Source organism: Rhizobium sp. CAU 1783, assembly GCF_054551725.1.
The window spans coordinates 117,296-128,916 of the sequence record NZ_JBTOLM010000005.1 but is presented as its reverse complement, the minus strand read 5'-3'; the positions used below and the strand labels follow the sequence as shown (position 1 = coordinate 128,916).

The window sequence follows — 11,621 nt, the reverse complement described above, 5'->3', positions numbered from 1 at the left end:
AATTGACCACCCGGCGCCGTCGAGACGGCGCCGGGTGGCGGGAGATCACGGCGTGAAGATCACCGTGATGAAAAGGCTCACTTGCCGGCGATTACCGCCTGGGCGTCCTCGAGCGAGTATTCGACGTTCGCGACGCCGCCCTTCTCGGTGGTTTCGAGGTTCTTTTCGAGCGTGTCCTGGTCGATGCGCAGGAACGGCACCACGAGGTCCTTCTTGACGTCCTTGCCGTCGAGGATCTGCTGGGCGACCCAGAAGGCGAGCGTCGAGACGCCCGGAGCGATGGAGACGGACATGGTCTCATAGCCGCTCGCATCCTTCTGCTTCTTCCACCACTGCAACTCGTCCTCGCGATTGCCCATCACGATGGTCGGCGTCGGGCGCTTGGCGGCTTCGAAGGCCTGGGCGGCACCATAGCCGTCACCGCCCTGGGTCACGACGGCTGCGATTTCCGGCAGGCTGGGCAGGATGCCGGCGACCGCGCGCTGGGCGACGTCCTGTGCCCAGTCACCATGCACCGATCCTGCGATCTTGAACTGCGGATACTGCTTCACGCCCTCGTGGATGCCGGCAGAGATCTCGTCATCGACGAAGACCCCGGCAAGGCCGCGGATTTCGAGCAGGTTGCCGCCGTTCGGCATCTTCTTGGACAGGTATTCGACCTGGCTGCGGCCCATTTCCTTGAAGTCGACGGCAATGCGCCAGGCGCATGGCTCGCTGACGATGCCGTCGAAGGAAACCACGACGATACCGGCGTCGCACGCTTCCTTGACGGCGCCGTTGAGCGCGGTCGGAGAAGCGGCGTTGACGACGATGGCGTCATAGCCTTCGAGGATCATGTTCTGGATCTGCGCGGCCTGTTCGGTCGCCTGGTTTTCCGCGGTCGTGAACGGGTCGGCGGCGGCGACGATGCCGCTCTTCACGGCTTCCTTGGTCACCTTGTCCCAGCTGGTCAGCATGGCCTGGCGCCAGGAGTTGCCGGCATAGTTGTTCGACAGCGCAATCTTCTTGCCCGAAGTATCGGCATGGGCAGTCATCGGCATGGCGGCGCAGACAAGCGCAGCCGACGCCAGGAATACGGTCCTGAAGGTCATCTCTCTCTCCCTAGAGCCGGTATGGTCCGGCGGATCTCCGGGACCGCTCCTCAACGGCCGCTCCGGAAATGTTGCTCCCCTGAGGATTTCGGCCTCAGTGAATTCAGGATGGATGAAAGCGAAAAAGCTGTATAGACGAATTGAAGCAGGGAGCCTGCGGGATCCCGCAGGATATTTGCGGAATTCCGCAGGACGCCGGATGCGGTTTTTGCGCTAATGGCAAGAAAATGGAGGAGGCTTCGCGGGCTCTGGAGGGAGCATGCGCAGCCGGGAGGTCATCATGCTCGAAGGCGCCTCGGCATCACTGCTGGGCCAGTACCTGGCGATTTCGCGCCTGCTGGCCGGACAGCTTGATTTCCACTCCGCCATACGCGCGGTCGCTAAGGAAATCAACCTGATCATCCCGAACGACCATATGGACGTTTGCATCATCTCGCCCGACAACACCTATCACACCGCCTATGAGAGCGGCTTCGAGACCGACTGGGGCAAGATGCCCCCGGCCCTCGTCTCCAACAGCCCGATCCGCAACCTGCTGAAGGGTGAAATGGAATGCATGCTGACCGCCGATGCAGGCGTCGATCCGGCCTTCAACTTCTCCGGTGCCTTCTCCAGGCCGATCTTCGAGCACGGGCTGCGCAGCCGCCTGCATGTGGCGCTCAAGGTGCAGGGCGAGACGATCGGCGCACTGTCCTGCTCCAGCCGTAAGCCCGACTTCTACACGCCCGCCGACGTCGCCCGCGCCCGGGCGATCGCCGACCTTCTGGCACCCTATTTCTTCGCCCTCAGGGCGGCCGAACAGGCCAAGCGCTCGGCGATCGTCGAAGCTGAGGCTCGCGCCCGGGAAGAGGGGCTGCGGCTCGGCGCCCTTCGCCTGACCGAAGCGCTGGAAGCCGAGCGCCAGCGGATCGGCATGGATCTGCACGACCAGACGCTCGCCGACCTCACCCGCTTCGCCAAGCGTCTCGAACGCCTGAGCCTGATGCCGACCATCAGTGGAGAAACGCTCGAGCCCCTGTTCCGCAGCCTGCAGCATTCCATGCAGGATCTGCGGCAGATCATCGAGGAAGCGCGCCCCTCGGTCCTGCAACTGTTCGGGCTGGCGGATGCGATCGAGAACCACCTCGACCGCTCCGTTCGCGACAGCGGCCTGACAATCGAACACACGTTGACCGACCGCACCGAAGGCGCGACCGAACGCCTCGGCCATTCGGTTCGCGTTGCGCTGTTCCGCATCGCGCAGGAAGCGATCAACAACGCCATCCGCCATGCCCAGGGCGATCGCATCGCGGTCGGGCTGTCCTGTGTCGCGGGTCAGCTGCTGCTGGAGGTCCGGGACAACGGGATCGGCATCGGCAAGGTCGCGAGGCGGCCTGGCAGCGGGCTTGAGAACATGCGGACCCGGGCGCGGCTGATCTCAGCCGGGTTCAATTTTGGCCGCGAGCAGGACGAGACCTTTGTTCGGGTCAGCCTGCCCCTGCCGGACGAGGAGACTGGGGAATGAAAGTTCTGATCGTCGAGGATGACGCGCTGCACAGGGCTTATCTCAATGAAGCCGTCCGTTCCGCCCTGCCGGAATGCGACATGGTCTTCGAGGCGGAGAACGGGCTCGTCGGCGAAAGACTCGCGCGTGAACACCGCTCTGAGTTCATCGTCATGGACCTGCAGATGAGCCCGCGCAACGGGATCGAGGCGGCCCGTACCATCTGGAAGGAACGGCCGGACACCAGCATCCTGTTCTGGTCGAACTATGCCGACGAAGCGAATGTCCGCGGCATTTCCCGCATCGTTCCGGAAGGCGCGGCTTACGGTTACGTGCTGAAGTCGGCCTCCGATGAGCGGCTGAGGCTGGCCCTGCGCTCGATCTTCATCGAGGGGCAGTGCGTCATCGACCGCGAGGTACGGGGACTGCAGCAGAAAAGTCAGGGACACGCCCGTGGCTTCACCGATTCCGAATACGAGATCCTGATCGACATTGCTCTTGGGCTTACCGACCGGGCGATCGCGCGGCGGCGTAATCTTTCCCTGCGCAGCGTGCAGAACCGCCTCCAGCAGCTCTACGAAAAGCTCGGCGTCTACCAGCCGATCGGCGAGGAACAGGAAGAAGGCCGGTTCAACCTGCGTGCCCGGGCCGTGACCGTCGCCCTGCTCCGCAAGCTTCTCAACCACAATGCACTTGAAAGGGCGGAAGCCGAGCTGGAACAGTGGCTCGATCGCAAGCCGGCAAGCACTGTGGCCCGCCGCTCGGCATCTGCCTGACCCTTTACTGAGGCAGTTGGGCCGGGCAACGACATCTTGTCGGCAAAAAGAGATTGCACGATCTTGCTGTCGACAATATGCATGCAGATAGGCATCCAGTCATCCCTAACCGGCTGCAGGCGATATCATGACAGGCACGACGACAGACGACGGTAACGTCGACACCCCGCGGTCCCGTGGTTCAGGAACGCAGACGGTCTACAATACACTGCGACAGGAAATTCTCGCAATGAGCCTGCCGCCGGGAAGCCCACTCGATGAGGTTCGGCTCTCCGAGCGCTTCGGCATGTCCCGCACCCCCGTGCGCGAGGCGCTGCTGCGCCTTTCCTCCGACGGACTGGTGACGACGCTGCCGAACAGGAACACGATCGTTGCGACCATCGACTTCGCCAGCCTGCCCACCTATTTCGACGCGCTTACCTTGATGTATCGCGTCACCACGCGTGCCGCCGCCGGCAAGCGGAACCCTGCGGCGATGGCCGTCATTCGCCAGCGCCAGACAGAGTTCGAGGCCGCGGTCCGGGCGCAGGACGCCTATGCGATGATCGAGGCCAACCGCGAATTCCACGTCGCGATCGCCGAACTCGGCGGCAACGCCTACTACACCACCTTCTTCGCGCGCCTGCTCGACGAGGGGCGGCGCATCCTGCGCCTTTACTATTCCACCTTCGATGATCGCCTGCCGCTGCAATACGTGCGCGAGCACGAGGACATGATCGCCGCGATCGAAGCCGGCGACATCGAGGGTGCCGACCGCCTCGCTATCGACCACGCCGCACAAATTGTCCGGCAGATCCAGGAATACGTGGCCCGCGACATGAACAATGCGCTCACGATCGACAAGCTCTGATCGCGGCGAGACACAGACCACATCAACACGGAAAACGACGGGAAGATTTCATGGTCGCTGAGACAAATGCCGACGTCATCGTCATCGGAGCCGGAATCGTGGGGGCCATGGCCGCCTTCCACCTCCAGAACGACGGGCGCAAAGTCACCATGATCGAGCGGGAAGAGGCCGCGGCCGGTGCCAGCGCCGGCAATGCCGGCATTCTCGCCTTTCCCGAGATCATTCCGATTCCGTCGCCCGGCGTGATGTTCAAGGCTCCGAAATGGTTGATTGACCCGCTCGGTCCGCTGAGCATTCCGCCGGCCTATGCCTTGAAGATCGCCCCCTGGCTCTGGCACTTCTGGCGCGCCAGCTCGCGCAGCGCCTTCGAACACGGGATCGCCGCTCAAACGACGATGATGCACCTCGCCTCGATGGCGATGCACGGCGTCAGGGAGACTGCCGCACTGGCCTCCTTCTTCGACAACACCGGCACCCTCGACCTCTACGACAGCGAGGCAAGCTTCGATGCCGCAGCCGCCGACTGGCGCACGAAGGAGAAGGCCGGCTTCGAGTTCAACCGCGTCGGTCGTGCCGAGATCGACGCGCTCCAGCCGGGGCTCGCCCCGCAGTTTCGCCATGCTATCTATGCCTCCGACGGCATTCAGGTGAACGACCCGAAAGGCCTGACGAAAGCCCTCGTCGATCTTGTCATGTCGCGCGGCGCAACCTTCCGCAAGGGCGAGGTGACGACCGTAGCCCCGGCAGGAACCGGAAACCTTGTGACGCTTAAGGATGGCACGGCGATCTCCGCCAACACGGTTGTTGTCGCCTGTGGGGCATGGTCGCGGAAACTGGCCGCCGGCCTTGGCGACCGGGTGCCGCTCGAAACCGAACGCGGCTACAACACGACACTACCGCCCCAGGCCTTCCGCCTCCAGCGACAGCTCTACTTCAACGACCACGCCTTCGTCGTCACCCCGCTCGCCGAAGGCATCCGCGTCGGTGGCGCTGTCGAACTCGGCGGCCTGGACCTTCCGCCGAACTACCAGCGCTCCAAGGCCCTGCTCGCCAAGGCCAAGCGCTTTCTGCCCGAACTCGAGACGACCGGCGGCCGCGAATGGATGGGCTTTAGGCCTTCCATGCCCGATTGCCTGCCGGTGATCGGACGCGCCAGCGGCAGCCGGTCGGTCATCTACGCCTTCGGCCACGGCCACCTCGGCCTCACCCAGTCCGCCGGCACCGGCAGGCTGGTGGCCGAACTCGCAGCCGACAGGCCGACCAGCATCGACATCACCGCCTTCCGGCCCGGCCGGTTCAACTGAACGCAGCCGAGACCCGACCCGGACCCCATTGAAAGGTGCATCCAATGAGCCTCCCCCACCCGAAGATCTCTGATCAGGAAAGATCGGCAAGGCTTTCGCGGCTGCGCAAAGCCATCGAGGAACAGAACCTCGGCGGCGTTCTGCTCGGCTCGACCGAGAGCCTGCGCTACTTTACCGGCCTTGTCTGGCATCAGAGCGAACGCCTGCTGGGCGCTGTCGTGACGCCGACGGCACTCCACTACATCGTGCCGGGCTTCGAACTCAGCCGCGTCCAAAGCCTTCCCCATTTGCCCGGCGAAATCCATGTCTGGCAGGAAGAGGAAAACAGCGCTTCGCTCGTTGCCTCGCTTGTTCCGGATGGCGCCAAGCTCGCGCTGGACGATTCCCTGCCGCTCTTCGTCTATCATGCGCTGGCGCGCCAGCTTGGCGCCGAGCGCCTGCTCGACGGCGGCCCGCTCGTCCGCAGCCACCGCGTGCGCAAGTCGCAGACGGAAATCGACATCATCCAGTATGCGATGAACCTCACGCTCGAGGTTCACCGGCGCGCCCATGCCATCCTGAAGCCGGGCATCCACGCCTCGGAGGTCGTTCGCTACATCGACGAGCAGCACCGGGCATTGGGCGCCGAAGGCGGCTCCACCTTCTGCATCGTCTCCTTCGGCGAGGCTACGTCCCTGCCGCATGGCGCGGACGGCGATCAGGTCTATGCGCCAGGTGACGTCGTGCTCGTCGACACCGGCTGCCGCATCGACGGCTATCACTCCGACCTCACCCGCACCTACATGCTGGACGAGCCTTCCGCCGATTTTGCCCGGATCTGGGCGATCGAGCGGGAGGCCCAGCAGGCGGTGTTCGACGCCGCACACATCGGTGCCCCCTGCAAAAACCTCGATGCCGCCGCACGCGCCGCCCTCGCCCGCCATGGCCTCGGGCCAGACTATCGGCTGCCCGGCCTTCCGCACCGCGCCGGCCATGGCCTCGGCCTGGAAATCCACGAAGAGCCCTACATCGTGCGCGGCAATGAGGTTCGACTTGAGGAAGGCATGTGCTTCTCCAACGAACCGATGATCGTCGTACCCGGCCAGTTCGGCATCCGTCTCGAGGACCACATCCACATGACGGCCTTGGGCCCGCAATGGTTCACGACGCCGGCAAAGGGCCCGACGGAACCCTTCGCCTGACATTGTCTGCCATGGCAGCGCGCTTTTCCCTGCCATGGCCAATTCCTTTCGGCATTTGATCCGGAAAGCCCGCCCGCCGGCAATGACCGAAGAGGGAGTAACAAGGGAGGAAACTCGCGTTTCCTGTCCCGCCCCAACTGGCGGCCAACCTCCGTCATTTAACGCGACTTCGTGATCCAAACCCCGTTTATGGCCCTGCAGACGACTACGGACCGGAAGGGTCTGGGCCTGTTCTCCGCAAGAAAACCAGTTGTCGGTTGACTCAAGGACAAGAGGCGGCGTATCAGCATAAATTGGTAAGACCACTTTACCAAAACGCATGAGAGGACATGCGTCCAGGGAGGACGACGATGTTTGTGGCCTTGGAACCGCGCCGCCTTTACCGGCAGGTCGCGGACCAGATACGAGCCCTGATCGAAGCGGGCGAACTACGGGTCGGCGACCGTCTCCCCGCGGAGCGCGACCTTGCAGACCGGTTTGGCGTGTCCCGCCCGACCGTGCGAGAGGCTCTGATCGTGCTGGAGGTGGAGGGCCACATCCAGATCCGCATGGGATCGGGCGTCTACATCGCCCGGAGACCGACGGCGGCGCCCGTCATCCTGCCCGTTGTCGACGGCGACGGCCCCTTCGAAATCCTCGAGGCCCGCTGCATCGTCGAGAGTGCCATTGCCGAAGAGGCCGCGCGCCGGTCCACGCCGGAAGGCATCGCCCGGCTCGACGAGATGCTCCATCGCATGGAGCAATCGCTCGACGAGTCGGAACGCGCCGTCGCGGCCGATCTCAGTTTCCATGTCGCCATCGTCGACATGATCGGCAATGCCCCGCTTCGCCACTTCGCGGGGCTTCTGAGCGACAAGCGGACGTCGCCCTACTTCGAGAAGCTCGCAAGCTATTTCGAAGGCCCGCACACCTGGAAGCGGGCGGTCGAGGAACACAGGGAAATCCGCAACGCCATTGCGGCCGGGGATCCGGCGGCGGCACGCGAGGCCATGCGTCGACATCTGACGCTGGCCCAGAAGAGATTTTCGGAAAGCTTCGGGGAGGAGCCGGGAAGCGAAAACTGATCCGCCCGTGAGAACGCGGATTGCGACCACCTTCGAGCACACCGGCCGGACCGGGAGGACGACACGATGAAACACACATGGCGCTGGTTTGGCCCGGTCGACAAGGTGACGGTGCGCGATGCCGCGCAGGCGGGGGCCGAAGGCATTGTCAGCGCCCTGCATCATGTGCCGACCGGTACCGCCTGGACCATCGACGGCATTCGCCAGCGTCAGGACGAAATCAAGGCCGGCGGCCTTTACTGGGACGTGGTCGAGAGCGTGCCCGTCTCGGAAGACATCAAGACCCAGACCGGCGAATGGCGCGGCCATGTCGCCAACTGGCAGGAGACACTGCGCCGCCTGTCCACCTGCGGCATCCGCACCGTCTGCTACAATTTCATGCCGGTGCTCGACTGGACCCGCACCGACCTGCGCTGGGAAACCCGTCATGGCGCCCGGGCCATGCGCTTCGATCTTACTGATTTCGCCGCCTTCGACATCCATATCCTCAAGCGCCCTGGCGCCGCCGGCGACTATCCCGACTGGCTGGTCGAGGATGCGGCCAGACGCTTCTCCGCCATGGCCGACGACAAGATCGCCGCGCTTGGCCGCAACATCGGCGCCGGCCTGCCGGGCTCGGCCGACGGCTACACGCTCGACCAGTTGCTCGAAAAGCTGCGCTCCTACCAGGGCATCGATCGCGCCCGGCTGCAGCAGAACCTCGTCGATTTCCTCTCCGAAGTGACCCCGGTCGCCGAACAGGTCGGCATCAATATCTGCGCCCATGGCGACGATCCGCCCTGGCCGCTGCTCGGCCTGCCGCGCATTCTTTCGACTGAAGCCGACTACGCCCACATGCTGTCTCAGGTCGACAGCCGCGCCAATGGTGTGACGCTTTGCACCGGATCGCTCGGCGCGCGTGCCGACAACGACCTGCCCTTCATCGCCAGCCGCTTCGCCGACCGCATCCATTTCGTGCACCTGCGCAATGTCACCCGCGACACAGACACCGTGCCCTGCTCGTTCTTCGAGGACGAACATCTGGACGGCGGCACCGACATGGTCGCGGTGCTCGCCGCGCTGCTGACCGAGGAAAGGCGCCGCCGTGACGAGGGCCGCGAGGATCATCGCATCGCCATGCGCCCCGACCACGGCCAGGAAATCCTCGACGACCTGACGCGCGGCGCCCAGCCCGGCTATCCGGCGATCGGTCGCCTCAAGGGGCTTGCCGAACTGCGCGGCATCGAACGCACCCTGCTTCACTCCCGATATGGACTGGCCTGACGCCCATGGAACGCCTTTCAAGCATCACCACTCTGCCCGCCGGCGTCCGTCGCCCGACCTATGACCGCTCGACACTGCGCCCCGGTATCGTCCACTTCGGTCTTGGCGCGTTCCACAGGGCGCATCAGGCCGTCTACACGCAGCGCGCCCTCGCCTCGACCTTCGGCCCCTGGGGCATCGTGGCTGTCAACCTGCGCTCTCCGGAACCGGTGGATGCCCTGGACGAGCAGGACGGCCTCTATTCGATCGTCGTGCGCGGATCGGACGAGGACACCGCCGAGATCATCGGGGCGACGGTGGATTGGGTCTGCGCCGCAAAAGACAGGCAGAAGGTTCTCGACTATCTGGCCCACCCCGACATTCGCGTGGTGACCCTGACCGTTTCGGAAAAGGCCTATGGCCTCCACCCTGCGACCGGTAGCCTCGATATCGATCATCCCGCCGTAGCGGCGGACCTCGCCAACCCGCACGCACCCGTCGGCGCACTCGGATTTCTGGTCGAGGGGCTGGCACTGCGCCGCAGCAGCGGCGTTGCGCCCTACACCGTGCTCTGCTGCGACAATCTTCCCTCCAACGGCACGATCGTCCGCCGTCTCGTGCTCGAAATGGCCGAGCGCCGCGACCCGGACCTTGCCCGCTGGATTGCCGGCCACGGCGCCTTCCCCTGCAGCATGGTGGATCGCATCGTGCCCGCCGCGACCGCTGACACCAGGGCACGCGCGGCCGAGCTGCTCGGCGTCGAAGACAGGCTTGCCCTCGAGACGGAACCCTTCCTGCAATGGGTCATCGAGGATCGCTTCGTCTCCGGCCGTCCCGCCTGGGAAGCCGGTGGCGCGATCTTCGCAAGCCATGTCGAACCCTATGAGAAGATGAAGCTCAGACTTCTCAACGGCTCGCACACGCTGATCGCCCATCTAGGCCTGCTCCACGGCCTGGAGTTCGTACGCGACGTCATGGCCGTCCCGGAACTGGTCGAGGAGGTCCACCGCCACATGAAGGCGGTCGCGCCGACACTGGACCCCGTTCCCGGCATCGACCTTGCTGAATACCAGCGCCAGTTGATCGAGCGCTTTGCCAACAGGGCGATCGCCCACCGCAATATCCAGATCGCCATGGATTGCAGCCAGAAGCTTCCGCAGCGCATCTTCGCGGCCGCAGTCGAAGCACTCGCGGCCGGCGGCGGAGCCACAGAATTCGCTCATGTCGTCGCCGTGTGGATCGCCGTCGTTCGCAGGCGCATGGATTGCGACGACCCGCGCCGCGACGAAATCCTCGAAGCTGCCCGGACCGTCGATCCGTCGGACCCCTCCGCCCCGTTCTTCACCATTTCCGGCCTCTTCCCGCCGGAACTGGTCTCGGCGCGCGCGTGGCGCGACCACGTCAATGCCGATCTCCAAGTCATCGCTGCCAAGACAGACAGGAATACCCAATGAAAGCGCTCGTTTGCGACGAACCCGGCCGCCTCTCGCTCGTCTCCCGCCCTGATCCAGTCCGTGCTGGCGGCGAGGTGCTGGTCCGCATCCGCCATGTCGGCATCTGCGGCACGGATTTCCATATCTTCGCCGGCAAGCATCCCTTCCTCGAATATCCGCGCGTCATGGGACACGAACTGTCCGGTACGGTCGAGGAGGCTCCGTCCGAGAGCGCGCTCCGCAAGGGCGACCCTGTCTACATCGTGCCCTACCTGTCCTGCGGCGGCTGCCAGGCCTGCCGCAAGGGCCTGACCAATGCCTGCTGCAACATTCGCGTGCTCGGCGTCCATTGCGATGGCGGCATGGCAGACTATGTCTCGGTACCGGAACGGAATGTCGTGCCGACCGGCGGCATTGCGCTCGAAGACGCGGCCATGATCGAGTTCCTCGCGATCGGTGCCCATGGCGTGAAACGCGGCAACATCAGTGCGCAGGATCGCGTGTTGGTGACCGGGTCGGGCCCGATCGGCATGTCTGCGATCATCTTTGCCAAGGCCCGGGGCGCCCATGTGACGGTCATGGACACCCGCGAAGACCGCCTTGCCTTTGCCGTGGACCGGCTGGACGCCGATGCGGTCCTGATCGCCAACGACCGGGCGGAAGCGAATGCCGAACGACAGACCGGCGGCGAATGGTTCGACGTGGTCGTCGACGCCACCGGCAACGCGGTGCCCATGCAGCGCGGCTTCAACTTTCTGAACCACGGCGCCCGCTACGTGCTGCTTTCGGTGGTGCGCCAGGACATCGCCTTTTCCGATCCGGAATTCCACAAGCGGGAGGTGACGCTTCTTGCCAGCCGCAACGCCCAGCCCGACGACTTCGCCGAGGTGGTGCGCCAGATCGAGGCGGGCCGGGTGCCGACCCGCGCGCTCAACACCCACCGCGGCAGACTGGAAGACGCGGTAGGCCTTTTCTCCGAATGGTCGCGCCCCGAGGCCGGCGTCATCAAGGCCATCCTGGAGGTTTGATCCGGCCAGCCGCTGCCCGCCGACGGAATGTTCGGGCGCCATGACCTGATCGAGCCGCCATACTGCCGACCGCTTGTGCAAAAGATCACCCTCCGCAAGGCGGGGGAGGCCGTGCAATTCCTCCTCTGCAACTGCCGTTCGGGGCCGGGTATCAGGTTCAGGCAAGCTT

At 64.7% G+C, this 11,621-nt stretch carries 10 protein-coding genes; 9 read left to right on the top strand and 1 reads right to left on the bottom strand.

All coding sequences use genetic code 11. The features are described from left to right. Positions 1 to 77: 77 nt before the first annotated feature. Positions 78 to 1,091, bottom strand: a complete 1,014-nt coding sequence (locus ACX93L_RS19400; protein ID WP_459406357.1) for a substrate-binding domain-containing protein — start codon at positions 1,089 to 1,091, stop codon at positions 78 to 80. Positions 1,092 to 1,371: 280 nt separating this feature from the next. Between ACX93L_RS19400 and ACX93L_RS19395 the strand changes: the two genes are divergently transcribed. The 9 genes from ACX93L_RS19395 (at position 1,372) to ACX93L_RS19355 (ending at position 11,452) form a co-directional block, all read left to right on the top strand. Then, positions 1,372 to 2,595, top strand: a complete 1,224-nt coding sequence (locus tag ACX93L_RS19395) for a GAF domain-containing sensor histidine kinase (protein ID WP_459406431.1) — start codon at positions 1,372 to 1,374, stop codon at positions 2,593 to 2,595. Then, complete coding sequence (locus tag ACX93L_RS19390; protein WP_459406356.1) at positions 2,592 to 3,350, top strand: response regulator; 759 nt, start codon at positions 2,592 to 2,594, stop codon at positions 3,348 to 3,350. The genes ACX93L_RS19395 and ACX93L_RS19390 overlap by 4 nt, the downstream gene beginning before the upstream one ends. A gap of 127 nt (positions 3,351 to 3,477) precedes the next feature. Then, entirely contained in the window at positions 3,478 to 4,200 is a 723-nt protein-coding gene (locus ACX93L_RS19385) for a GntR family transcriptional regulator (protein ID WP_459406355.1), read from the top strand. A 50-nt stretch (positions 4,201 to 4,250) separates the two neighbouring features. Beyond that, positions 4,251 to 5,504, top strand: coding sequence for an NAD(P)/FAD-dependent oxidoreductase (locus ACX93L_RS19380; protein ID WP_459406354.1), 1,254 nt, complete (start codon positions 4,251 to 4,253; stop codon positions 5,502 to 5,504). A 44-nt stretch (positions 5,505 to 5,548) separates the two neighbouring features. Beyond that, complete coding sequence (locus ACX93L_RS19375) at positions 5,549 to 6,685, top strand: M24 family metallopeptidase (protein WP_459406353.1); 1,137 nt, start codon at positions 5,549 to 5,551, stop codon at positions 6,683 to 6,685. 350 nt (positions 6,686 to 7,035) lie between these two features. Continuing rightward, positions 7,036 to 7,749 (top strand): FadR/GntR family transcriptional regulator, encoded by a 714-nt coding sequence (locus tag ACX93L_RS19370; RefSeq protein WP_459406352.1) that lies wholly within the window; start codon positions 7,036 to 7,038, stop codon positions 7,747 to 7,749. 66 nt (positions 7,750 to 7,815) lie between these two features. Next, positions 7,816 to 9,012: a mannonate dehydratase gene (gene uxuA, locus ACX93L_RS19365; RefSeq protein ID WP_459406351.1), complete on the top strand. Its 1,197-nt coding sequence runs from the start codon at positions 7,816 to 7,818 to the stop codon at positions 9,010 to 9,012. A 5-nt stretch (positions 9,013 to 9,017) separates the two neighbouring features. Next, positions 9,018 to 10,445 (top strand): mannitol dehydrogenase family protein, encoded by a 1,428-nt coding sequence (locus ACX93L_RS19360; protein ID WP_459406350.1) that lies wholly within the window; start codon positions 9,018 to 9,020, stop codon positions 10,443 to 10,445. After that, positions 10,442 to 11,452: a zinc-binding alcohol dehydrogenase family protein gene (locus ACX93L_RS19355; RefSeq protein ID WP_459406349.1), complete on the top strand. Its 1,011-nt coding sequence runs from the start codon at positions 10,442 to 10,444 to the stop codon at positions 11,450 to 11,452. Before ACX93L_RS19360 ends, ACX93L_RS19355 begins: the two co-directional genes overlap by 4 nt. Positions 11,453 to 11,621: the final 169 nt, after the last annotated feature.

Excerpts from the sequence above, each read along its gene's own strand:
- ACX93L_RS19390 (WP_459406356.1), top strand. The coding sequence starts at position 2,592 with ATGAAAGTTCTGATCGTCGAGGATGACGCGCTGCACAGGGCTTATCTC.
- ACX93L_RS19395 (WP_459406431.1), top strand. The coding sequence starts at position 1,372 with ATGCTCGAAGGCGCCTCGGCATCACTGCTGGGCCAGTACCTGGCGATT.
- ACX93L_RS19355 (WP_459406349.1), top strand. The coding sequence starts at position 10,442 with ATGAAAGCGCTCGTTTGCGACGAACCCGGCCGCCTCTCGCTCGTCTCC.
- ACX93L_RS19385 (WP_459406355.1), top strand. The coding sequence starts at position 3,478 with ATGACAGGCACGACGACAGACGACGGTAACGTCGACACCCCGCGGTCC.
- ACX93L_RS19360 (WP_459406350.1), top strand. The coding sequence starts at position 9,018 with ATGGAACGCCTTTCAAGCATCACCACTCTGCCCGCCGGCGTCCGTCGC.
- ACX93L_RS19400 (WP_459406357.1), bottom strand. The coding sequence starts at position 1,091 with ATGACCTTCAGGACCGTATTCCTGGCGTCGGCTGCGCTTGTCTGCGCC.
- ACX93L_RS19380 (WP_459406354.1), top strand. The coding sequence starts at position 4,251 with ATGGTCGCTGAGACAAATGCCGACGTCATCGTCATCGGAGCCGGAATC.
- ACX93L_RS19370 (WP_459406352.1), top strand. The coding sequence starts at position 7,036 with ATGTTTGTGGCCTTGGAACCGCGCCGCCTTTACCGGCAGGTCGCGGAC.
- uxuA (WP_459406351.1), top strand. The coding sequence starts at position 7,816 with ATGAAACACACATGGCGCTGGTTTGGCCCGGTCGACAAGGTGACGGTG.
- ACX93L_RS19375 (WP_459406353.1), top strand. The coding sequence starts at position 5,549 with ATGAGCCTCCCCCACCCGAAGATCTCTGATCAGGAAAGATCGGCAAGG.